Annotated in this window: 18 protein-coding genes; 7 read left to right on the top strand and 11 right to left on the bottom strand. The window is 66.4% G+C overall.

The window, feature by feature from the left end; genetic code table 11:
• Position 1: 1 nt before the first annotated feature.
• Positions 2–1,276, bottom strand: a complete 1,275-nt coding sequence (locus tag G6N38_RS08560) for a pyridoxal phosphate-dependent aminotransferase (RefSeq protein ID WP_163751881.1) — start codon at positions 1,274–1,276, stop codon at positions 2–4.
• Positions 1,277–1,463: 187 nt separating this feature from the next.
• Between G6N38_RS08560 and G6N38_RS08555 the strand changes: the two genes are divergently transcribed.
• Complete coding sequence (locus G6N38_RS08555) at positions 1,464–1,886, top strand: hypothetical protein (RefSeq protein ID WP_163747137.1); 423 nt, start codon at positions 1,464–1,466, stop codon at positions 1,884–1,886.
• Positions 1,887–2,035: 149 nt separating this feature from the next.
• Positions 2,036–2,953, top strand: a complete 918-nt coding sequence (locus G6N38_RS08550) for an acyl-ACP desaturase (protein ID WP_163747136.1) — start codon at positions 2,036–2,038, stop codon at positions 2,951–2,953.
• A gap of 23 nt (positions 2,954–2,976) precedes the next feature.
• Here the strand turns inward: G6N38_RS08550 and G6N38_RS08545 are convergent, their stop codons facing one another.
• The 3 genes from G6N38_RS08545 to G6N38_RS08535 form a co-directional block, all read right to left on the bottom strand.
• The gene (locus tag G6N38_RS08545) at positions 2,977–5,952 is read right to left on the bottom strand and encodes a heterodisulfide reductase-related iron-sulfur binding cluster (RefSeq protein ID WP_163747135.1); all 2,976 of its coding nucleotides are present in this window, start codon (positions 5,950–5,952) and stop codon (positions 2,977–2,979) included.
• Between the two features lie 159 nt (positions 5,953–6,111).
• Positions 6,112–8,607 carry an isoniazid response ATPase/transcriptional regulator IniR gene (iniR, locus tag G6N38_RS08540; protein ID WP_163747134.1) on the bottom strand — a complete coding sequence of 832 codons (2,496 nt, stop codon included), beginning with the start codon at positions 8,605–8,607 and terminating at the stop codon, positions 6,112–6,114.
• A gap of 6 nt (positions 8,608–8,613) precedes the next feature.
• Complete coding sequence (locus G6N38_RS08535; RefSeq protein WP_163747133.1) at positions 8,614–10,509, bottom strand: Hsp70 family protein; 1,896 nt, start codon at positions 10,507–10,509, stop codon at positions 8,614–8,616.
• A gap of 233 nt (positions 10,510–10,742) precedes the next feature.
• Here G6N38_RS08535 and G6N38_RS08530 point away from each other — a divergent pair, with 233 nt between their 5' ends.
• The 3 genes from G6N38_RS08530 to G6N38_RS08520 all read left to right on the top strand — a co-directional run bounded on the left by G6N38_RS08530 (position 10,743) and on the right by G6N38_RS08520 (position 14,430).
• Positions 10,743–11,288 carry an Rv0340 family IniB-related protein gene (locus tag G6N38_RS08530; protein ID WP_163747132.1) on the top strand — a complete coding sequence of 182 codons (546 nt, stop codon included), beginning with the start codon at positions 10,743–10,745 and terminating at the stop codon, positions 11,286–11,288.
• Between the two features lie 221 nt (positions 11,289–11,509).
• Entirely contained in the window at positions 11,510–12,478 is a 969-nt protein-coding gene (locus tag G6N38_RS08525; RefSeq protein ID WP_163747131.1) for an IniB N-terminal domain-containing protein, read from the top strand.
• A gap of 92 nt (positions 12,479–12,570) precedes the next feature.
• Entirely contained in the window at positions 12,571–14,430 is a 1,860-nt protein-coding gene (locus tag G6N38_RS08520) for a dynamin family protein (RefSeq protein WP_163747130.1), read from the top strand.
• Here G6N38_RS08520 and G6N38_RS08515 read toward each other — a convergent pair.
• Complete coding sequence (locus G6N38_RS08515; RefSeq protein WP_163747129.1) at positions 14,402–14,842, bottom strand: hypothetical protein; 441 nt, start codon at positions 14,840–14,842, stop codon at positions 14,402–14,404. The two genes, G6N38_RS08520 and G6N38_RS08515, sit on opposite strands and share 29 nt — an antisense overlap.
• A gap of 57 nt (positions 14,843–14,899) precedes the next feature.
• Here G6N38_RS08515 and G6N38_RS08510 point away from each other — a divergent pair, with 57 nt between their 5' ends.
• On the top strand, positions 14,900–16,399 hold the full coding sequence (locus G6N38_RS08510) for a dynamin family protein (RefSeq protein ID WP_163747128.1): 1,500 nt from the start codon (positions 14,900–14,902) through the stop codon (positions 16,397–16,399).
• On the opposite strand, the gene G6N38_RS08505 is transcribed toward G6N38_RS08510, so the two are convergent.
• From G6N38_RS08505 to G6N38_RS08490, 4 genes are read right to left on the bottom strand one after another with little or no spacing between them, the layout of a single operon-like run.
• Entirely contained in the window at positions 16,383–16,982 is a 600-nt protein-coding gene (locus G6N38_RS08505) for a hypothetical protein (RefSeq protein WP_163747127.1), read from the bottom strand. The genes G6N38_RS08510 and G6N38_RS08505 overlap by 17 nt on opposite strands.
• A gap of 18 nt (positions 16,983–17,000) precedes the next feature.
• Positions 17,001–17,582: a hypothetical protein gene (locus tag G6N38_RS08500; protein WP_163747126.1), complete on the bottom strand. Its 582-nt coding sequence runs from the start codon at positions 17,580–17,582 to the stop codon at positions 17,001–17,003.
• A gap of 48 nt (positions 17,583–17,630) precedes the next feature.
• Complete coding sequence (locus tag G6N38_RS08495; RefSeq protein ID WP_163747125.1) at positions 17,631–18,563, bottom strand: LLM class F420-dependent oxidoreductase; 933 nt, start codon at positions 18,561–18,563, stop codon at positions 17,631–17,633.
• A gap of 10 nt (positions 18,564–18,573) precedes the next feature.
• Positions 18,574–19,128 (bottom strand): hypothetical protein, encoded by a 555-nt coding sequence (locus G6N38_RS08490; protein ID WP_407662979.1) that lies wholly within the window; start codon positions 19,126–19,128, stop codon positions 18,574–18,576.
• Between the two features lie 138 nt (positions 19,129–19,266).
• On the opposite strand from G6N38_RS08490, the gene G6N38_RS08485 reads away from it, so the two are divergent.
• Positions 19,267–19,590: a WXG100 family type VII secretion target gene (locus G6N38_RS08485; RefSeq protein WP_163747123.1), complete on the top strand. Its 324-nt coding sequence runs from the start codon at positions 19,267–19,269 to the stop codon at positions 19,588–19,590.
• A 3-nt stretch (positions 19,591–19,593) separates the two neighbouring features.
• On the opposite strand, the gene G6N38_RS08480 is transcribed toward G6N38_RS08485, so the two are convergent.
• Both G6N38_RS08480 and G6N38_RS08475 read right to left on the bottom strand, forming a co-directional pair.
• A complete protein-coding gene (locus G6N38_RS08480; RefSeq protein WP_163747122.1) occupies positions 19,594–20,235 on the bottom strand; it encodes a hypothetical protein in 642 nt (213 codons plus the stop codon).
• Positions 20,236–20,417: 182 nt separating this feature from the next.
• Entirely contained in the window at positions 20,418–22,625 is a 2,208-nt protein-coding gene (locus tag G6N38_RS08475; RefSeq protein ID WP_163747121.1) for a TPR repeat domain-containing protein, read from the bottom strand.
• Positions 22,626–22,726 lie beyond the last annotated feature (101 nt).

Here is a 22,726-nt window from a genome sequence, read left to right as displayed (position 1 = left end):
TTTACTGGCGGTAGCTGGCCAGGAAGTTGCCGAGCCGTTCGATGGCCTTGGTCAGATCGCGTGCCCACGGCAGCGTCACGATCCGGAAGTGATCCGGGGCCGGCCAATTGAAGCCGGTGCCCTGGGTGACCAGAATCTTTTCTTGCAGAAGAAGATCCAGCACCATCTGTTCGTCGTCGTGGATGTCGTGCACTTCGGGGTCGAGTCGCGGGAAGGCATACAGCGCGCCGGTGGGCTTGACGCACGACACCCCGGGAATCTCGTTGAGCTTGCTCCAGGCGACATCACGCTGCTCGAGCAGCCGGCCACCCGGCAATACCAGATCGTCGATGCTTTGGTGTCCGCCGAGTGCAACCTGAATGGCGTGCTGTGCAGGCACATTCGGGCACAGGCGCATATTGGCCAACAGGCTGATGCCCTCGATGAAGCTGCTGGCGTGTTCCTTGGGTCCGGTGATGACCAGCCAACCTGACCGGTAGCCGGCCACCCGGTAGGCCTTTGACAGCCCGTTGAACGTCAGGGTCAGCAGATCCGGCGCCAGCGAGGCCAGGCTGATGTGTTTGGCGTCGTCGTAGAGGATCTTGTCGTAGATCTCGTCGGCCAGCAGCAGCAGCTGATGCTTGCGGGCCAATTCGACCATCTGCTCGAGGATTTCGCGGCTGTATACCGCGCCGGTGGGGTTGTTCGGGTTGATCACGACGAGCGCCTTGGTGCGGTCGGTGATCTTGGATTCCAGATCGGCGATGTCGGGCATCCAGCCGTTGGTCTCGTCGCACAAGTAGTGCACCGGGGTGCCGCCGGCCAGTGCGGTCGATGCCGTCCACAGGGGGTAGTCCGGCGCGGGGATGAGCACCTGGTCGCCATTGTCGAGCAGCGCCTGCAGGGTCATGGTGATGAGCTCGGAGACCCCGTTGCCGAGGTAGACATCATCGATATCGAAGCGAGGGAAATTCTCGACCAGTTCGTAGCGGGTGAACACCGCGCGGCGGGCGCTGACGATGCCCTTGGAGTCGGAGTAGCCCTGAGCGTCGGGCAGCGAGGCGATCATGTCGCGCATGATCACGTCGGGCGCCTCAAAGCCGAACGGCGCGGGATTGCCGATGTTGAGCTTGAGGATTCGGTGACCTTCGCTCTCCAGCCGGTTAGCGTGCTCGTGGATCGGCCCGCGGATCTCGTAGAGAACGTCCTGCAGCTTGGTCGACTGCGTGAACGTGCGCGGCCGAGGGTGCTGGCTCGTGCCGTGCCACGGTAACTGGTGGGTAGTCACGCAGATGATTCTCCCATTCCGACGCAACTTGGTTTCAGTTCTGATCGATTATGGCTTTGCTGTGATCGGCCGAAGTCACGATTGAAAGACGCCTCGGATACAACTGTGACTCTGCTGTGCGGGCGAGGCTTCTGGGGCTGAATTGACTGCTAGCTTGGGTCGTCACTACCGGCCCCGACGGCGCAAAGGGATGAACGTGAAGATCACCCGCACATTGACGACTGCAGCTGTGCTGGCGGCCGCCGCCGCACTGAGCTTTGCTGCTTCTGCGCCCGCCGATCCAGCAGCGATCAATGGCACCTACGCCGTCAAGGGTGGGGACGACGGCGCCGTCGTGACGGCGGCGTCCAGCTGCGATCCCGTGGTCAATGGATGTACCGCCAACCTCACCAGCACCTTGGGCTGGACCAGCGTGGCCACCTTCACTGACGGCCGGTGGAACTTCACCGTCACCAAGCCCGACGGGGTTGTCTGCGACAACGGCAGTTACGCGGCGGTGCGGATCGCCTACTCGATCGACGCCGCCACCATGGCGGGAACGATCACCGCGGACTCCAACGGTGACTGCCCGGGCGGGCAGATCACCCAGGTTCCGTTCCAGCTGACCAAGATCGGCTGAGCTGGCTCAACTCCCAGTTAGGGGTAGTGCCCACGTCGTCGCCGGCGTGGGCACTCTTGTTGCGTGCGTGAACCTACGGTACCGTAACCTACGGTACCGTAGGTTACTGAGTGAACCGCTCGCGCCGGCAACCCTGGAGGGGATGACCCATGGACGCACAAGTGGCTGTGTTGCACGAACTCGAACCTGTCGTCGCAGAGAACATCGACCGCCATCTTTCGGTGGCGCGCGAGTGGTTCCCGCACGACTACGTTCCGTGGGGCCGAGGGCGCGATTTCGCGCTGCTTGGCGGGGAAGACTGGCAGCCGCAGGACTCGCCGCTGGACCCCGTCGCCAAGGTCGCCATGACGGTGAATCTCCTCACCGAGGACAACCTGCCGTCGTATCACCGCGAGATCGCCACCCGGTTCACCCGCGACGGAGCATGGGGCACGTGGGTTGGACAGTGGACCGCCGAGGAAGGTCGCCACAGCATTGCGCTCCGGGACTATCTGGTGGTCACGCGCGGCGTCGATCCCGTTGTCCTGGAACGTCTTCGGATGGAACACACGGTTGCCGGATACGACTCCGGGGACAAGACGCCGTTGGCTGTGCTGGCGTACGTGTCGTTTCAGGAGTTGGCCACCCGTATCTCGCACCGCAACACCGGCCGTGCATCGGGTTGCCCGGTCGCCGACCAGCTATTGGCCCGCATCGCAGCCGACGAGAACCTTCACATGGTCTTCTATCGCAACCTGATGGGCGCCGCCCTCGATATCGACCCCGACGCCGCGATGACTGCGATCCGCGATGAGGCGATCAACTTCGCGATGCCCGGTCAGGGCTTGACCGACTTCGCCAAGAACGCGATCACCATCGCCAAAGCGGGGATCTACGATCTGCGCATCCACCATGACGACGTGCTGGTGCCGGTGCTGCGTTTCTGGAACATATTTGACCGCAACGATTTTGGCCCGATCGGTGAACGGGCCCGCGAGGAACTGGTCGGGTTTTTGGGCCTAGTCGATGAGCGGGCGCGATTCTACGAGGAGAAACGCGCCCGCAACACCGCTGCCGTCGTCAACTGACACCCGCCCATAGGGCGTCAGACCTAGCGCTTACCCGGTGGGCGTGCGCCCCTGGCGATGCCAAGGCCCTTGACGGGCGGGGCGTCGGCCTCGGGTTCCTCCGCCTTCGGCTCGGGCGCCTCTGCCTTAGGCTCGGGTGCCGCTGCTTCGGCGGGAGCGGGTGTCGCGGCCGGGGCCTTCTTGGCGCCCGGACGACGAGCGCCGGCAGCGATGCCGAGACCCTTGACCGGCGGCTCATTGACGGGCTCGGCCTTGGCCGGCGCCTCAGCCGCAGGAGCTTGCGCGGCCGGTGCTGCGGGAGCTTGCGCGGCCGGTGCCTCAGCCTTCTTGGCACCGGGCCGCTTGGCGCCCGCGGCGATACCCAGTCCCTTCACAGCCGGCTCGGCAGCAGCTGGTGTTTGGGCGGCCGGTGCTGCGGGAGCTTCAGTGGCCGGCGCTTCAGCAGCAGGAGCTGCGGCTTTCTTGGCGCCGGGCCGCTTGGCGCCGCCTGCGATGCCAAGTCCCTTGACGGGCTGGGCGGCCGGCGCCTCGGCAGCCGGAGCAGCGGGCGCATCGGCTTTCTTGGCGCCGGGACGCTTGGCGCCGCCTGCGATGCCGAGTCCCTTGACCGGCGCGGCTTCCTTGGCCGGCGCCGACGGCGCGGCTGTGGCGGTCTCGGCAGCGGGTTCGGGCTCAGACTTGGGCGCCGCAGGTGCTTCGGCCGGTGCCGCCGCGGCGGCAGCTTCCGCCTCGCGCGCAGCGGTGCCCTTCTTCGGCAGCGTGACGGTGCTGAGGTCCAGCGAGCCCAGCAGTAGCTGTGCGACGTCGAGAACTTCGACCTTCTCGATATCGCGCGTGGCGGCCACGTCGTCGACACCGTCGGTGATCATCACGCGGCAGAAGGGGCAGCCGGTGGCGATCTTGGAGGCGCCGGTGTCGATGGCTTCCTCGGTGCGTTCGGTATTGACCCGCTTGCCGATGTGCTCTTCCATCCACATGCGCGCACCACCAGCGCCGCAGCACAGGCCGCGGTCGGCGTGGCGCGGCATCTCCGTCAACGTGGCGCCGGACGCGCCGATCAGCTCACGAGGCGCGTCGTAGACCTTGTTGTGCCGGCCCAGATAGCACGGGTCGTGGTAGGTGATGTCCTGCCCGACCGGCTTGACCGAAACCAGCTTCTTGTCCCGCACCAGGCGGTTGAGCAGCTGCGTGTGGTGCAACACCGTGAAGTTGCCACCCACCTGCGGGTACTCGCGGCCCAGCGTGTTGAAGCAGTGCGGGCAGGTGACCACGATCTTGCGGTCGACCCGCTCGACTCCCTCGAACAGGTCGTTGAGGGCCTCGACGTTCTGCGCGGCCAGCTGCTGGAACAGGAACTCGTTACCCGAGCGCCGTGCCGAGTCGCCGGTGCAGGTCTCGCCGGTGCCCAGAACCAGGAACTTCACGCCCGCGACGGCCAGCAGCTCGGCGACGGCCTTCGTCGTCTTCTTCGCGCGATCCTCGTAGGCGCCCGCACAGCCGACCCAGAACAGGTATTCAAAACCGGCGAAGCTGTCGACGTCCTGGCCGAACACCGGCACGTCGAAGTCGACCTCGTCGATCCAGTTGGTGCGGTCCGAGGCGTTCTGGCCCCACGGGTTGCCTTTGTTCTCCAGGTTCTTGAACAGCACGCCGAGCTCGGAGGGGAACTCCGACTCCATCATCACCTGGTAGCGGCGCATGTCGACGATGTGATCGATGTGCTCGATATCCACCGGGCACTGCTCCACGCAGGCGCCGCAGGTGGTGCAGGACCACAGCACGTCGGGGTCGATGACGCCGCCCTGCTCCAGGGTGCCGACCAGCGGGCGGGTCGCCTGCTCCGGACCGGAGCCCATGATGCGCTCGAAGCCGGATTCCGGGACGGCGTGATGCTCGTCGTGCTTGGACTCGATGAAACCACCCTCGGTGGAGACGAGCTGCTCGGCCTCGTTCTCCCCGTTGGGCATCGGCTTGCCGCCGATGATGTAGGGCGCCTTCGCGAATAGGTGATCGCGCAGGTTCATGATCACGAGCTTGGGGGACAACGGCTTTCCGGTGTTCCATGCCGGGCACTGGGACTGGCAGCGACCACACTCGGTGCATGTGGTGAAGTCGAGGTAGCCCTTCCAGGTGAAGTCCTCGATCTTGCCGCGGCCCAGGATGGCGTCCTCGGCGGGATCCTCGAAGTCGATCTGCTGGCCCTTGTATTCGACCGGGAGCAGCGGGCCCAGGGCGTTGGGCAGCCGCTTGAAGGTGACGTTGATCGGCGCGAGGCCGATGTGCAGGTGCTTGGAGTGCAGCACGATCAGAAGGAACGCCAGCATGACGCCGATGTGGCCCATCAGCGAGATGGTTTCGATCCACACGTTGGCGGTGTGTCCTAGTGGTGCCAGCAGCGCGCCCATGCCGTGCGAGAAGAACGCACCCCAGCCATAGGGGAAGTCCTCACCGAGGGCGTTGACCGAGGCGCCGCGGAAGAACGCGAACGTCAGGATGACCAGGAAGATCATGAACAGGATCAGCCAGGCGCCGCCGGTGTGCGAGCCGTAGAACCGCGAATCGCGTCCATAGTCTTTGGGTTCGGAGCGCAGCCGGATGATCGTGAAGACGATGATGCCGAGCAGCACGGCGACGGCGAAGAAGTCCTGCAGGAAGCCCAGTGCATTCCAGCGGCCGACCAACGGAATGTGGAATTCCGGGTTGAACAGCACGCCATAGGCCTCGAGATACACCGAGCCGAGGATGAAGAAGCCCCACATTGTGAAGAAATGCGCGAGGCCGGGGATCGACCATTTCAGCAGCTTCTTCTGCCCGAAGACTTCGGTGAATTGCGCCTTGATCCGAGCCGGGATGTCGTCTTTGCGGCCGCTCTCGTCGCTGACCGGCTGACCCGACCGGATCAGGTTGGTCAAGAACTGCACGCGGCGTGCGGCGAAGACCAACACGATGGCGGTGGCCAGTAAGCCAACCACCAGCCTGCCCCAGTCGAGAGCGCTCACGGTCTGCCTCCCTGTAGTAAGTTACCCAACGGTAACTTAGTGCAAGTTACCGACCAGTAACTTGACTCCAATCCAGCTCATAGTTGCATCCCGGCCATTAGCCCCGCTACAAAGGCTGACCTAACTTGGCCTGAGTCAGCCTTGGGTATGCCGGAGCTCTCAGCTCTCGGTCGTCAGAATCGCCCGCAACATAGACAGCATTTCCGACCGGGATTCCGCACCGAGCCGGCGCCGAATGCGCGCGACGTGATGCTCAACGGTCTTGGCGGAGATAAACAGCTGTGCGCCGATATCGCGGTATGGCATGCCCAGCAACAGAAGCTCGGCCACTTCGCGCTCGCGGTCGGACAGCGGCGATGACATCGCCCGCCCGCCTGCCGACGCAGTCCCACCGGGCTCGGATGTCTGGGGCTGCCCGTCGTCGCCAACGTTGTCACTCACCGCGACCTTCAAATCCCGGGCGACCTGCAGCATCAGCCCGGACACCTTGGGGTCGGAGGTCTGCAGCGCCGCCTGCCCAGCCAGTCGGGTGGCGTCGGCGGTGAGGCCGAACTGCGCCAGTCCCCGCGCGGCCAGGGCGACCTCGTCGGCGTCGACCTGGCCGGCGAGCACCCGCAGCCACGTGCGTCCGGCCATCGCCAGCGCTTTAGCGAACGGGCTGTGTGCGGCGGCGGCGGTCAGCGCCTGCCCGTGCGGGGCCACCGCGCCGGGATCGTTGGCCAGGATCCCGGCGTGCACGCCCGCCCAGCGCAGGGGTACCGACCAGGTGAGCGGGTTTCCCAGTGACTCGAGCAGCCCGAAGGCCTGCTCGAGCGCGGGCATCAGCCGGTCTTGCTGGCCGATCCTGGCCGACGCCACCCACAGCTCGCCCAGCGGTAGCAGGGAGAACAGATCGACCGAATACTCGACCAGCACCTCCATCGCGGCATACCAGTGCTTGTGCAGGGCGCCCGCGTCGCCACCGCGGCGCGCCAACGCGGTACGCAGCGCCGCAGACCACAGCGCGTCCCGGCGATACGAACCGTCGATACCGGCGATATCCGAGGCGGCGGCAGCCAGTTGACCGTCCTGCATTTTCGTCCAGGCCAGCAGCAACCGGTGCCGGTGCCCATAGAGCGCGCCCTCGCCGTCCCGGTCGGTGCGCACCGCTCTGGCGATGACACTGTGCGCGCGGACCGGATCACCACCATGTAACGCCGCCAACGTGACCAACGCCGCAGGACTGTCCGGCAGAACCTGAGTCGCCGAGTACTCCGCGGCCATGGCCGCACCGAGTCTGACCGCTGCGGTCGAGTAGGGCGCCTGCAGCGTCGATATCAGGCCCTCGGCCAGGCTGCGCGCGGCGCGGGATGCCGCAGTCGGGGGACCGGCGCTGTCCACGGCCAGCGCACGTTCGGCCGCGGCGGCATCGCCGGTCGCAGTCAGCGCGATCGCCGCCGCGGCACTCGCGGACGCGTCGGGGAAGGGGCCCAGCCAGCCGAACAGATCGGCAGACTGGGCTGAGTTTCCGTTGTGCATCGCCATACTGGCGGCCACCCGCACGGCGGCCGCCCGCTCGGCGGGGTCCTCGGAGGTGAGCAGATCGTCGGCCGCGCTGGCGGCATCCGAGCACTCGCCGGCCAGAGCCAGCGAATCGGCCAGTTGCGCACGCAGTTCCACCGCGCCGGCGTCGACCGCGGCGCGGTAGAGCTGGGCCGCCGAGGCCGGATCGGTACGGCTCCCACCGGCTTGGCGGCGGAGGACGTCAGCCAGCTGCTCGTCACGCACGCCGTGCTCGGCGAGCCGCAGCGCGAGGTCCGTTGAGAGCGTCGACATCGCGATCTGTGAGCGCAGCAGCGCCGTCTCGACGTCGTGATGGCGGGCGTTGCCGAGGATCTGTGCTGTCGCGCGGTGTACCGAGCGCAGGAAGTGCGGGCTGTGCGCGGGCTCGACCAGTCCGGTGGCACGGGCCCGGTCGATCAGGATCCTGGCTTCCTCGGCCGGAACATCGAGCGCCGCAGCCAGATCGGCGGCACCCAGGTCACGGCTGAGCGACGTGATCAGCAGCGCGTCGAGTTCGGGTTCGCCGAGCCGGCGTAACCGGTCGATGAGGGCGTACAGCGCGTTCTGCGCGATCGATCCCGCCGAGTAGGGGCGGGTCGACGCCAGCGCGGCGTCGACCAGAAACGGGATACCGGCCGTCGCGACGAGAATGTTGGTGACCAACTCGGTGCGGGGCGGATGCCCGGACGGATCGGTCATCATCCGGGACAGCTCGCCAGATGACATGGGCGCCAATATGATCCGTGGCCGCTCGCGCTCAATTGCGGTGATCAGGGCCTGCAGTTCCTCGTCGTGGTCACGCGGCTGCACCGCCACGACGACGGTCGAGGATGGATCGCCGGCCAGTTCGGTGAGCTGACGTATCTCGGCGCCGGCCAGCAGATGAGCATCGTCGACGACCACGGCCGCACCGGCGGGATCGCCGGGTGCGGGCGGCCGGGTCAGGACGGCGGAACCGGCGTCACGCAGGGCATCACGCGCCGCGACGAGAAGCGTGCTCTTCCCGGTGCCGACGCCGCCGGTCACCACCAGCTTGACCGGTGCCGAACCCAGTGCGCTGATCGCGTTCGCCGCAGTGGGCGAAAGGCTTTGCACCAGAGTTGGATCGGCCACTATCGGCTAGTTCGCCGGTGGCGATGTGACGCCGGTGAGGACCTCGTGCGTCGTCGGCGGGGCGACCGTGGTCGTCGGTGGCGCGACCGTGGTAGTCGGCGGGGCGGCCGTTGTCGTTGTCGTTGGCGGCTGCGTGGTGGTTGTCGTCGGTGGTGGCGTTGTGGTGGTCGTCGTCGTGGGAGGCGTCGTGGTCGTCGTGGTGGTTGTCGTGGTCGTGGTTGTTGTCGTCGTTGTCGACGGGGTGGTGGTCGTGGTCGTTGTGCTGGGCGTGGTCGTGGTGGTCGTCGGCACGACGGTGGTGGTCGCCGGGATCGTCGACTCAGTCGGGTTTCCGTCCGAGCCGGTAACCGTAACCGTCTGCGGCGGAACGACACTCGTGGCCGGCGCGTCCGCGGGCTGCTCACCGGGCTTCGTCACCCGGGTGGTCGTCGTGGTGGGCGTGCTGTCGGAACTGGTCAGCGTGATCGCCAGCCCGCCAACTGCTACCGAGGCGAGAACCGCGGCGATGCCGAACAGCAGCGGTGGGCGGCGGTACCACGGCACCGGCGCGTCCACCACTGCAGGCTCGGCGTCCTCAGGTTCGAACTCGATCATCGGGCGTTGGCCGGTGGCGCCCTGCGCCTGCTGGGCATAGTCGAACGTGTAGTCCTCGCCCGAATACGGCACCGGCTCGGAGCCGGGCGCGTCGTCCTGCGACCATGCCAGCGCACGGAATGTCGCCGACGGCGAACCGTCGGTCGCTGACTCTGTGGCGGCGGCCCCGGCGGTCCCCGCTGCCCATGCAGTCGGGGCAAGTCCTGTCGGTGCGTCGGCGGCGGCCACCGCCATGCCCGTCGGCGCATCCGGTGCGCCACCGCTCGCGGCGATCACCGCGGCGCCGATCGCCGCGTTGAGTCCGGCCAGCGGCGTGGTGACCACGGGAACCCGCAGCTCTTCGGAAAGTCGTTGGGTGAGAAGCGGTATCGCCGCCCCGCCGCCGACCGTGGCGACCGCGGACAGATTGACCGCGGGAATCCTGTTGCGTTCCAGCGCGTCTCCGAGCGCATCGAGGAATCCCGCGAGCGGCTCGGCGATCAGGGCTTCCAATTCCGGTCGGGTGACTCGGATGTCGGAGCGGAATCCGGGCAGATCGACCGGCACCACCGTCGCGGTCTCCGAGGACAGCCGCTCCTTGGCCTGCCGGCATTCGTCACGTAACCGGGTCAGCGCGCCGACGGCATTGGTGCTCGCCGGGTCGATGTTGGCGGCATCGCGGGTGCCGGCGAGCACGTGCGTCAGCAGCGCCTGGTCGATCTGGTCGCCGGAGAACTCGGCGAAACGCACCGTTTCGCCGATCTGCTGGAGGTTGGCACCCGCGTCGGCGAGGGTGATGTTGGCGCCACTGCCGCCGAAGTCGCACAGCGCGACCACTCCGCGGTCGGGCAGTCCGGGGTCGGCCTTCAGGGCGGCCAGCGCGGCCGCCGAATCGGAGATCAGCGTCGGGGGCACGCCGTTGGGTGACAGGGTGGGCCTGGTGCGCAGCGCCCCGCGTAGCGATCCGACCGCTCCCGGACCCCAGTACGCCGGGACCGCGACCACAAGGGTGGACGGGGGCGAGCCGTCATCCGTCGCGCGGACCATCGCCTCGAGCGCCTCGGCGATCAGGTCATCGCTGCGATGCGACGACCCGTCGGCGGCCACCAACGGCACCGGATCGCCCACCCGCTCGACGAACCCGCGGAACACCTGGCCGGCCTCGGTGAGGTTGGGGCTGGTCAACTCCGGATTTTGGGAAGGGACCCCGACCTCGGCGGGCCGATTGGCCCACAAGGTGAGCACCGACCGGCGGGTCACCGGCTGCCGGCCCGGGCGCGCTGCCCCCAGGTTGGTGGCGCCGATCGACAAACCCAGCGATTCGCTCAATTCGCACATCCCTTCGCCGCCGCGTCGGTGGCTGTCTTCACCTTAAGTGCTGCCCATGCCAAAACCCGGCAGCGATCCCCTAACGTCGCCGGAACCCCTAAGGTCACACCCCCTAATGCCGCCGCGCATCGGGTGGCTTCGACACCGATCACGGCTGACCTGCTGCCGGATAGCATTCTGGGCAGCAGCTGGAATTCCACTGTGACTATCGGCGGTAGGAGGGAAGACGTTCCATGGCAAACTCGTTGCTCGACTTCGTGATGTCGCTCGTGCGGGATCCCGACGCCGCCGCGCGGTATGCCGCCGACCCGGCCGGCGCCATCGCCGACGCCCATCTGCCCGATGTGACCAGCGCTGACGTCAATAATCTGATTCCGATGGTGGCCGACTCACTGTCCGGTCCGGTCTCGGCGGGCGGGTTCGGCTCCAGCTCCGGTGCCGGCGGCGACGGCAACGTGTGGGCGAGCGGCGCCGCGACGGCCGCCTTCGACGCCTTCGATGCGCACCTGCCCGCCACAACCGTGGCCGACGTCCACTCGGTGATCACCGACGTTGCCCAGCACTCCGGCGTGGATCCGGCGCTGATCACCGATCCCGGCGCTGATTCCGGTCTGATCGACGCGTCGCTGCCGGACACTTCGGCGCAGGTCACCGATATCGGTTTCGAGCATGACGCGGGCAGCGACGCCGGGACGGATTGGGCGGATCACACCACCTGGGACCACACCCACGTCGACGACAGCCATGGCACGGACCACCCCGGCTTCGACCTGTTCTGATCTCCGCCACGAAACCCCACGTCTACGTGACGTGGGGTTTCTTCATGCCCAGGGGCGCCCCTAGGGATCCCCTAATCCCCTAGGGGAGCACCCCTGGTGAGCCCTAGTGGAGGCTCGGTGAAGAGGGGTTGCAACCCCGTTTTCGGCTGACGCCGACGGCCATAACGTCGTCTGCAGATCGCCGGACAGGCCGGCGAGCACCTTCCCGAAAGGTCTCGACCATGCTCACTCTCCTCGACTGGATCCTCGACCTGTTCCGCAACGAGGACGCCGCACGTGCGTTCGTCGCCGCACCGGATCAGACCGTGCGTGACGCCGGGTTCGCCGGTGTCACGGCCGCCCAGGTTTCGACCGTCGCGGCCACCGCTGTGCCCGGTCTGGCGCTCGGCGGCGGCGACCCGATCGTCGGCCTGCAGCGGGCGGTGTCCAACCAATACGGATTCGCCCCGACCTACGAGCCGACCTACGCGCCGTCGCCGACATTCGCTCCGCAGACCGATACCTCGCTGCTGAGCCCACACCAAGACGCCGGCGCCAACGCTCAGCAGGGTGCGTTCAACCTCGGTTTCGGTGACATCACCTTCGGCAACAAGACCACGAACACCGCCACGGGAGGCGGCGTGGTCGTCGACGGGAATAACCACGGTGACATCGTCAGCGGCGACGGCGCGGTGCTGGGCAACGGCAACGACGTCAACAACGGCGACGTGCTGGCCGGAACCGGATCGAACGTCGCGGTCGGGCACAGCCACGTCAGCGACAGCGGCACCACCGCCACCGGCGGCAGCACCGTGATCAAGGACAACGGCGGCCCCGTCCTCCACAACGTCGACGCCAGCGGCGGCAACGGCGGCGGCGCGTCCGCCGGCGGCAGCCTGATCGGTCTCGGCGGCGGCCACGCCTCGGGCGGCAACGCCGGTGGCGGCGGTATCACCATCATCGACAGCCAGACGTCGACCAACACTGGCAACCACACCAGCTCGCCGAGCTACACCCACACCACGACCGCGGTCACCGACCACTCCGGCAACTCGGCGCAGCAGACCTACGACAGCTCGACGCACGACTCATCCAGCTCATCCAGCCACACGTCACTGGATACCAGTCACGACACCACGCTGGTCAACAGCCACCTCGACGCCAGCCACGACCTGGCGCTGGCGTCTGGCAATCACCTGTTGGGTTTCTGAGCAATCCGGCGACGGCGGGGATCTCCTCCGATCTGTGGAGGTCCCCGCCGCTTCGGCCGCATACGGTGTAACCGCGAGTACTGGGAGGGCATGTGACGCAACCGCAGGACCCGCGCCGGGTCAACGTGATCGTCGAGCTGATCGATCACACCAGCGCGATCGCCGACCTGAATGACCGTGGTGACCTGGTGACGCGGCTGGCCGTCGCCAAGGAGCGCATCACTGACCCGCAGATTCGGGTGGTGATCGCCGGTCAGCTCAAACAGGGCAAGAGCCAGCTGCTCAACTCGCTGCTCAACATGCCGGTGGCCCGCGTCGGTGACGACGAGACCACCGCCCTGGTCACCGTGGTCAGTTACGCCGAGCAACCGTCGGCTCGATTGATCGTCTCGGTGGGCGAAGGTGTGCCACCGCAGGAGATCGATATCCCGATCGACGATATCCGCCACGATCTGCGCAGGGCCCCGCAGGCGCAGGGTCGGGAAGTTCTGCGGGTCGAGGTCGGTGCACCCAGCCCGCTGCTCAAGGGCGGCCTGACCTTTATCGACACCCCCGGGGTGGGCGGTCACGGCCAGCCGCATCTGTCATCGACCCTCGGGTTGTTGCCCGATGCCGACGCGATGCTGATGATCAGCGACACCAGCCAGGAATTCACCGAACCGGAGATGCGGTTCATCCGCCAGGCGCACGAGATCTGTCCGGCTGGTGCGATCGTGGCCACCAAGACCGACCTGTACCCGTCCTGGCGCGAGATCGTCGCCGCCAACACCGCGCATCTGCAGCGGGCCGGCGTCGCGCTGCCGCTGATCCCGGCATCGTCGTTGCTGCGCAGCCACGCAATCGAGCTCAACGACTCCGAGCTCAATGAGGAGTCGAACTTCCCGGCGATCGTCGCCTTTCTCTCCGGGAAGGTGCTGTCCCGGGAGAACGATCTGGTGCGTGACCATGTGGTCGCCGAAATCCGTGCCGCCGCAGAACATCTCAGCATGTCGGTGAACTCCGAATTGTCCGCACTGAACGACCCGGACCAGGTCCGCCGGCTCACCGAGGACCTGGAACGCCGCAAGGCCGAAGCCCAGGACGCGCTGCAGCAGACCGCGCTGTGGCAGCAGGTCCTCAACGACGGCATCGCCGACCTGACCGCCGACGTCGAGCATGACCTGCGGGCCCGATTCAGGGCCATCACCCAGCACATCGAGGGTGTCATCGACGATTGTGACCCCACCCAGCACTGGGCCGAGATCGGCGCCGAGGTGGAGGACGCCGTCGCCAACGCCGTCGGCGACAACTTCGTCTGGGCCTATCAGCGGGCCGAGGCGCTGGCGGCCGACGTCGGCAGGACATTCGTCGAAGCCGGCCTGGACGCTGTCGACATGCCGGAGGTGAACGCGGCCGAGATGGGTGCCGGCGTGGGCCGGCTGAAATCGCTGGCGCGCCTGGAGTCCAAGCCGATTGGCAAGGGTCACAAGGCGATTACCAGCATGCGTGGCTCCTACGGCGGTGTGCTGATGTTCGGCATGCTCACCTCGGTGGCCGGTCTGGGCATGTTCAACCCGCTGTCGCTGGGCGCGGGTCTGCTGCTGGGGCGCAAGGCCTACAAGGAGGACATGGAGAACCGGATGCTGCGGGTTCGCAACGAAGCGAAGACCAATCTGCGGCGCTTCGTCGACGACGTGCTGTTCGTGGTGTCCAAGGAATCCCGCGACCGGCTCAAGAACGTGCAGCGCCAGCTGCGTGACCACTACCGCGGGATCGCCAACCAGACCACCCGCTCGCTCAATGAGTCGCTGCAGTCGACCATCGCCGCCGCGCGGATGGAGGAGGCCGAGCGCAACGACCGGATCCGAGAACTCGAGCGCCAGATCAACATCCTCAACCAGGTGATCGACAACGCCGAAAAACTTTCTCCCACAACGCTATCGCCTAAGGCGAGGCCGTCCGAGTCTCGTTGAGTCGCGGGCCGGCCCGAGTGGTGCGGGGTCCCGGCGGGTTGGTGACGCGGGTGGGGAACGTGCCGGGGAAGGTCGGCGCCGTCCGTTCCGCCGGCGGGATCTCCGACGTGGACTCCGCGCTCGGCGATGTCGTGCCGCTGGTTGTGCTCTCACCGGGCAGCCCGATATCGGTGGTGGACAGGCGCACGGTGGGGTAGGAGGTTGTCGTTGAGCCCGAGGTGGTCTTCGCGACGTGGGGTGCTTGGGGCACATACGTGCCTGGAGGTGGGACGGTCTCGGTCTCGGAGGTGTTCCACTTGCTCGACATCGTCACCACGGCATAGACCAGAATCGCGACCAGCGCCAGCCCGAGCAGCCCCGCGGCCGAGGTGGCGGCCGCGGAGCGATACCACGGCGTCGTCTGCTGGGGCATGGCGGCTGATCCTAGCTGCGATGCGCTGGGCCTGCCGAACCGTAGACTCGTCGTTCGATGAGCACCAGCGATCAGGTTCGCGCCATCCTGGGCGGCACCCGTCGTGCCTACCAGGGTGAGCCCGCCTACCGCGAACGGCCCGACGTGTGGGGCGAGCTGGACCGCATCGCCGGCCGGCTCAACCAGCCGATTCGCATCGCACTGGCCGGCACACTCAAGGCCGGCAAGTCCACTCTGGTCAATGCTCTGGTCGGGGAGAACATCGCGCCCACGGACGCCACCGAGGCCACCCGCATCGTCACGTGGTTTCGCAACGGCCCGACCCCGAAGGTCACCGCCAACCATGTCGGCGGGCGGCGCTCCAACGTGCCGATCGACCGCGGTTCATCCGGGTGGGCCGGCCTGACCTTCGACTTCGGTCGCCTCGACGCCAACGACATCATTGATCTTGATGTCGAGTGGCCGGCCGCCGAGCTGATCGACGCCACCATCATCGACACCCCCGGGACGTCCTCGCTGTCGCGGGATGTCTCCGAACGCACGCTTCGCCTGCTGGTGCCCGAGGACGGAGTGCCTCGGGTCGACGCGGTGGTGTTCCTGTTGCGCACGCTCAACGCTGCCGATATCGCGTTGCTCAAGCAGATCGGCGAGTTGGTCGGTGGGTCATCCGGCGCGCTCGGTGTCATCGGGGTGGCCTCGCGGGCCGACGAGATCGGCGCGGGTCGTCTCGATGCGATGCTGTCCGCCAAGGACGTCGCACAGCGGTTCACCGGCGAACTGGACCGGACCGGCATCTGCCAGGCGGTGGTTCCGGTTTCGGGACTGCTGGCGCTGACCGCCCGCACCCTGCGGCAAAGCGAATTCGCCGCATTGGAGAAGCTGGCGGCCGTCGACGCAGGTGAGTTGAACAAGGCGATGCTCAGTGTGGATCGCTTTGTCCGCGAGGACAGCGCGCTGCCAGTCGACGCGCACACCCGGGCTCAGCTGCTGGACCGGTTCGGCATGTTCGGCATTCGGATTTCGATCGCCGTAATCCGTTCGGGGATAAGCGATTCCGTCAGCCTGGCCGACGAACTACTGGAGCGCAGCGGGCTGGTCGCGCTGCGGGATGTGATCGACCAGCAGTTCGCGCAGCGATCCGAACTGCTCAAAGCGCATACCGCGCTGCTCTCGTTGCGTCGGTTCGTCGAACGGCATCCGATCACCGCGACGCCCTACATCCTCGCCGACATCGACCCGCTGCTCGCCGACACTCATGCGTTCTCCGAACTCCGGCTACTCAGCCAGCTTCGTTCGCGCCCAACGAGTTTGACTGAAGACGAGATGATTTCCCTGCGTCGCATCATCGGCGGTTCGGGGACCGATCCCGCGAGCCGGCTGGGCCTGACCCCAGAAGCGCTGGACGACGGGCCGCGCGCCGCCTTCGCTGCGGCGCAACGCTGGCGCCGCAGGTCGGAACATCCACTCAACGACCCGTTCACCACCAGGGCATGCCGAGCGGCGGTGCGCAGCGCCGAGGCGCTGGTCGCGATGTACGCCGCTACTGACCGCCGTTAGGGCGCGGGAACGGCAACGTCGGCAGGATCCGCTCCCGCGTGGTGACGGTCTCCGTCACCGTGCTCACCGAAGTGCTCGCGCTGGTACTCGTACTTGTGCTGGTCGTCGGGGCCTCGGTGGTCGTGGTCGTCGTGACCGGCTCTGTTGTCGTCGTGGTGGTCGGTGTCGCAGAAGGGGTGGTCGTCGCCGTCGGGGACTCGGTCACTGTCTGCGTGGCACCGGGCCCCGGGGCGACTGTTGCCGTGGTCGCTGGGGCGGAACCGCCGGTGCTGGACGTCGTCGGTGACGTCGTCGTCGTAATCGCCGGACTTGAGCCACCGCTACCGGTGAACTTCACGATCGCGTAGACGAGAAGGGCCAGAACGACCGCGGTCAGCACCCCAAGACCGACCAGCGCGGCCGGCTTGCGATACCACGGGGTGGGTTCGGGCGGCGGCGGTGCGTGATCGCCGTAGCCGGTCGACGCCGTGTATCCGGCCTGCGTGTACTCGCTGTAGGCCTCGCCGCCGGTACCGCCATAATTCGCGTACTGCGTCGGATCGCTGTCGGAATAGTTTGGGTCGTCGGAACCGTCACGTGCCACGGGTTCCGATAGTAACCGTCAGCCCCCGCCGGGCTGGTTGGGGAACGCCGGGCGATGGGTGGGACGCACGCTGATCTGCGGCGGCCTGGTCTGCGGCGTCGTCACGTTGGGCCGGTCGCCGCCGTTGCGCTGCGGATATTGCGGACGCCAGGTGCTCTGGGGCTGTTCCGACGGCGGGGTCTCCGGTGGTGGCGGTGGTGGGGGCGGCGGCTCGGAGGGTTGCGAGCTGGTCAAGCCGGTGGTCGTTGGCTCGCTGGTCACGGTCGCTGAGGGGGTGTTCTTGGAACGCTCGGAATCACCTGAATCCAGCGACACCAGCAGCGCCGCCGCTACCACGATCGCGACGACCGCCGCGCCGATGGCGCCCATCGCTAGCGTCGCCTGGTTCTTGCGATACCAGGGCCGTTCCGGGAACCAGAACGCGTCGGGAGCGAATGGGTCGAAACCTTCGTCGACGGTGATCACCGGCAGGGCCGGGTCGGTCGCCGGGTCCTGGACCGACCCCGGATACGGCGCCTCAGGATAGGGGCCGAACGGATCCCCGTAGGCGACGGGCGTGACCGCCTCATCGGTGTCCCCGGCGGGGTCCTGCTTGCCCATGGCTACCAATGCTAAATGCCTTGCCAGGGCAGAAGCAGCATTCCGCAATCAGGCGAGCTGGCGGACAACCTCGGTGGCGAACAATTCCACGTGGTCGAGGTCGGACATATCGAGCAGTTGGAGGTACACCCGCTGCACGCCTGCTTCGATGAAAGGCCCTAGCTGATCGACGATTTCGGCGGGCGTGCCGACCAGCGGAGTGTTGGTACGCAGCTCGTCGACCTCGCGCGAAATCGCCTGCGCCCGGCGGCTGATCTCGGCGTCGTTGCGGCCGGCGCAGACCACGAATGCCGCCGAGTAGACGAAGTCCTCAGACTCGCGGCCGGCCGCCTGCAGTGCGGCGCGGACCCTGCCGATCTGGGGTTCGACGAAGTCCAGCTTCGGGAAGGCGAGGTTGTACTCGTCGGCGAACTGCGCGGCCAGCGCCGGGGTGCGCTTGGCGCCGCTGCCGCCGATGATGATCGGCGGATGGGGATCTTGCACCGGCTTGGGCAGTGCGGGGGAGTCCTTGACGGTGTAGTGCGTGCCGTCGTAGTCGAAGGTCTGGCCCGTCGGTGTGGTCCACAGCCCGGTGATGATGTCGAGCTGCTCGTGCAGCCGGTCGAACCGCTCGCCCAGCGGCGGGAACGGGATCGCGTAGGCCAGGTGTTCTTCGTCGAACCAGCCCGCCCCGATCCCGAAGTCGACCCGGCCGGAGCTCATCGCGTCCACCTGCGCCACCGAGATCGCCAGCGGCCCCGGATAGCGGAATGTCGCCGACGTCACCAGCGTGCCGAGCCGGATCGTCGACGTCTCGCGAGCGATGCCGGCCAGTGTCACCCAGGAGTCGGTGGGCCCGGGCAGCCCGTCGCCGCTCATCGCGACATAGTGGTCGGAGCGGAAAAATGCGGAATAGCCGAGGGATTCGGCGGCTTGAGCCACCGCGAGCTGGTCGGCGTAGCTGGCGCCCTGCTGGGGTTCGACGAAGACACGGAAGTCCATGGGAACCAGCTTAGAAAATCTTGACCCCTTCGGTACTGATGAACATCCCGTGGCTGGTGCCGTCGTTGGTGAACCGGGTTCCGTCGGAGCTGGCGTCGATGGTCCAGCCGACTGCGTGATAGATCGCGTAATCGAGCGGGGTGGTCGGGATGTCGCCGAGATTGCCGGCGATCCAGCGCACACTGCCAGTGGCCGTCACCTCGACACCATTGGCCGGTTCGCCGTTGACGGCGGGCGGATTGCTGAAGTCCGATTCGCAGCCGACCGTCTGGGCGTTGATCTGGCAGCGGGTCAGGCCCGACTTGGTTTCGATGTAGACATAGCCGGTGTCGCTGGGCGCCAGCGTCTGGCCGCCACCAAACGGCGGCGTCTGGGTGGGCGTCGGGATGGGCGTTGGGGTGGCCGACGATGGTGGTGCGACGGTCGGCCTGCTGGTCGGAAAGCTCGGTTCGCCACCGGGCCCACAGCCGCCGGGGCACCTGGCCGCGCCGTCGGTGGTGGTGCTGCATCCGGCGGCCGCGGCGCCGGCGGCCACCAGCCACACCACCGCCACACCGGCCCTCATGCCGTTGGATATCCGCACGCCGAACTCCTGCCGTCGAATGTCAGGGTACGCATTCAGTGACGGAGGGGACTGGAGTGACTCGCGGGGTCGTCTCGGCTATGAAGTGAAAACGCGAAGGGTCGGGGATAGCCTGGGGCGATGGGTGGCGTGCTGAAAGTGGACATCGAGGGGTTGGCGGCCGGGAGTTCTAAGGTTGCCGAGCAGTCGACCGCGTTGGCGGCGGCTCACGGCCAGTCGGTGAGTGCTGTCACCGGGGCGCAGAGCGGCTGGGTGGGATTCTCTGCGCAAGCGCTGTCGTCGTTGACCGATCACTGGAATGCGTTGGCGGGCAAGCACACTGCGGCGTTGGATCACCAGGCGACGAGCATGGACACCAGTGCAAAGATGTTCAGCTACATGGAAGAGCGCAATTCGCAGAAGCTGACGGCTGTGGGCGAACAGGCCGACGCCTCCACCATGTAGTCGCTACTGGGTTTCGACCGGCCAGCCCGGGACGCTGGGTAGGGTGGGGAAGTCTGATTTGGGATGTTCGCCAGTGGTGAGGTACTCACGGCGTTCCACGGTATCGGGGGCGAGCGCCTGGCAGGCGTCGAGGTCTTGGTGATACTCGGGCCACTGTGTCCCGGGGCCGAGGGTGTCCGACGGAGCTGACCGTGAGAGACGTCCTACGATGCGCCACTGCCCGAATACGTCGGTCGACGGGTATCGGGACGGCCCGTTCTGAGGCGGCATATCGGGTACCGGGCTGCCTGCGGGTGCCTCAAGACGCAGCAGCTGGACACCGATGTCAGCACTCGGGGGTCGCCATGATCCTAGTGTCGCGTACAGACCGCTTGGCTTTTCCACGGCAAGGCCCCAGTCCCAAGTGCACATCACCACCGACACATCTTGGCCGTCCTGCGCCACTCGGAGAACGTGTTGGCGGCTCGACCCTACTTCAGGATCTTTCTTCGGGTAGCTGAGCTCGGGCCAGAGATGCAGGCTGTAGTGGGAGTAGTCCGCCGGCTTTTCACTCTTTACCGCGTGGTCGAACCCCGGATAGAGGTAGTCATTGCTGCCTGTGATTTCGGCGAGCACTAGCGACTCGGAGTACGCGCGCACAGCCACGATTGGTTGTGTGAGAAGGTCAATTCCAGGCTCGGCGCTCCAAACAAAAGTGGAATCCGCGAGTATCGCGGGCCAGCGTTCAGGCTGTTTGGGCGACTGGCCGACAGTTGTGTTGTCGCAGCCGCAGAGGACCGTCGCTGTGACAGCGACGAGTGCGGTCAGTCGATGAATCTCCGGGCGTCTCATTGCGGTGGCTGCGTCGTTTCGGTGACGGCGTTGTAGCGGCTGGACATCTGCACGTCGATATCGTGATAGAGGTCGCGACCGGTTGTCGCGATCAGGGCCCGTCGGATCGCATCGTTGTACTCGCCGCCCGAAATCGTTCCGCTCCTGTTTGCGGCGTACTCCTCTGCCGAGAGTATGCGGCGGGGTGCCTCGGGATGATTGGGATCGGGTGGAGCCAGGAATTGATCATCCAGTCCTTGTATGGGCACGCCGGCTCGTGCCAGAGCATTGAGTACCTGATTCTCGCCCTGTCCAAGGTCGAGGTTGGGCAACGAGTGTGTATCCCAGCCTTTTGTTTTGGGCGGATCGCCAAGAAGGGCATCTTCGAACGCTTGCGAAACAAGGTCCGTACCCGGAACCCCAGCGGCATCTAGTCCGGCGAAGCCGAATTCATACGCGGACTTCTTCGCTTCGTACGCTGCAGTAGCCATCGCTTCTTCGTTGATATGCGACGCGCCGGTGGCGTTGTGGATTCCGGAATCGACCAAGCCTTGCATGGTCATCGAGTCGTACAGTCGATGATTGTTGCTTGCCATGTCGACCCCGTTCTTGTAGTCGTTGGCATAGTCGAGTTGTGCCTGCATGATGTCGCGGCCGGCTGCGCCGTTGAAGTAATCCGACGCCGCCTTGTCGGTGCTGAGCACAGAGAAGATGTTTTTTGCCACAGGCATGTTCGTCTCATCGGTGTCCAACAGACCGAACCCCTGGTGGCGGCCGGCCGACGCCTCAGCGATGTCCGGAATGTAGGGCGCAAGCCCGTGCGAAAGCCCGCGCACCGCTTCGGGATTCAACTCACCGAGCGTCTGATTACCAGGCATGTGCAAGAAGTCATGCTTGGGATCGCCGACATACGCTCCGTACGCCGACGCCGTCTCGGCCGCCACCTTGGCGTCCGGCCCGTTGGCTGCGTCACCGGTCCAGCCGAACATGTCGCCGACCGCCTTGCCATTGTCACCCCAGTCGGTGCCAAGCGCGCCCTTCATGAAATTGTCCGAGTACGCCGAGTCGCGGACGATGTCATGAACCGCTTGATGATCTTGTCCCGCCGTCGCCAGGACGCCGTTCGCCACCGGAACGCCGTCGCCCGCGATCCCGGAATAGCCGCCCTTTCCGCCCACCGGCGTACCGTGGAATGTCGGCGAATTCATCATCTCCGTCGCCTTGTTGAGCATGCCGCGATCCAGTGCCGTGCCGCCCTGCCGCAGCCCGGCGTTGCCGTCCTTGACAATGTCGGTCACCTTGGTCATCTCGCCGAGTTGCGACATGCCCTTGGACTGCAATACGCCCTGCACACTGCGGGGCAGCTGGCTCATCCCGCCGCTGGTCATATTGTTCGGGTTCGCGACCCCGCCCGGATCGGTCTTCGGGAAGTGGATATTGGGATTACTCATGAGTTGCCATGAGTCGCCCATGGCAGACTTCGCGTCGCCCATGTTCTGCTCAGCCGCCCCGAGCGCGTCCGTCGACATACCGGCCTGCTGCGCTTGCATCTGACTCAGGATCGATGCCTGCGTCGGTGTCAGTGGTTCCGTTCCGGCCCGCTGGCCCTCATTGATGGAGCCCAACACCGCCTTCACCTCCGCGGCGGCGCCCTGGTCACCGGCCAGTGCCTTGGCGACGGTCTCCTTGGCGACTTCGGGCGAAACGTTGGGATCGTTGCCGATGCCGTCGGCAGTCTCGGAGATCGCGTTGTTCACCGCCGCGGCCAGATGCTGATCGGTGGAGTCGGCCCGTCGCAGCAGGTCCACGATCGCGTCATGCACGATCTGGACGTGACGTTCGACCTCGGCTCGTTCTTCCGGATCGTCGGGGATGATGTAGTGCATTTCGCCGGTAGCAGTGTCGATCACGATGCCCCAGTGGTCGGCCATGTGCTGGATCCGCGACCACTCCGATTTGATGGACTCGACCTCTGAGGCTGCCGACGAGACATCGCGGGCCGCCTGGTCGCACTCATCGGCATGGGCAAGCATCGTGTTGCTGATCGCCATCGCCATGGTTGAGGCCTGCTCGAACGAATTTCCCTCCCACACCAGCTTGGTGATGATGTCTTGCTGATTGTGGGCGACATCGCGCACCTGATTCGCTCGACCAGTCGCGGCCGTGGCCACCGCGCGAAGCGATCCTGGATCCCACGCCTCCAGATCAGTCAGCGAAATCCCCACAGCCAGCAAACGTACCGCAGTGGCTGGTTCTAGCAATTCACCTTGACAGGGCACGCTTCAGACCCGCATCCCGTGAACCGCCAATCCGGCGACGGCGATCG

Source organism: Mycolicibacterium helvum (assembly GCF_010731895.1).
Classification (GTDB): Bacteria; Actinomycetota; Actinomycetes; order Mycobacteriales; family Mycobacteriaceae; genus Mycobacterium; species Mycobacterium helvum.
The sequence above is the reverse complement of the archived record's forward strand: the minus strand, read 5'-3'. Positions and strand labels throughout refer to the sequence as shown.

What these genes read in the sequence shown, in the direction of transcription:
- G6N38_RS08485 (WP_163747123.1), top strand. Translation starts at nt 19,267, where the DNA reads ATGGGTGGCGTGCTGAAAGTGGACATCGAGGGGTTGGCGGCCGGGAGT.
- G6N38_RS08510 (WP_163747128.1), top strand. Translation starts at nt 14,900, where the DNA reads ATGAGCACCAGCGATCAGGTTCGCGCCATCCTGGGCGGCACCCGTCGT.
- G6N38_RS08500 (WP_163747126.1), bottom strand. Translation starts at nt 17,582, where the DNA reads ATGGGCAAGCAGGACCCCGCCGGGGACACCGATGAGGCGGTCACGCCC.
- G6N38_RS08530 (WP_163747132.1), top strand. Translation starts at nt 10,743, where the DNA reads ATGGCAAACTCGTTGCTCGACTTCGTGATGTCGCTCGTGCGGGATCCC.
- G6N38_RS08490 (WP_407662979.1), bottom strand. Translation starts at nt 19,128, where the DNA reads ATGAGGGCCGGTGTGGCGGTGGTGTGGCTGGTGGCCGCCGGCGCCGCG.
- G6N38_RS08525 (WP_163747131.1), top strand. Translation starts at nt 11,510, where the DNA reads ATGCTCACTCTCCTCGACTGGATCCTCGACCTGTTCCGCAACGAGGAC.
- G6N38_RS08515 (WP_163747129.1), bottom strand. Translation starts at nt 14,842, where the DNA reads ATGCCCCAGCAGACGACGCCGTGGTATCGCTCCGCGGCCGCCACCTCG.
- G6N38_RS08550 (WP_163747136.1), top strand. Translation starts at nt 2,036, where the DNA reads ATGGACGCACAAGTGGCTGTGTTGCACGAACTCGAACCTGTCGTCGCA.
- G6N38_RS08495 (WP_163747125.1), bottom strand. Translation starts at nt 18,563, where the DNA reads ATGGACTTCCGTGTCTTCGTCGAACCCCAGCAGGGCGCCAGCTACGCC.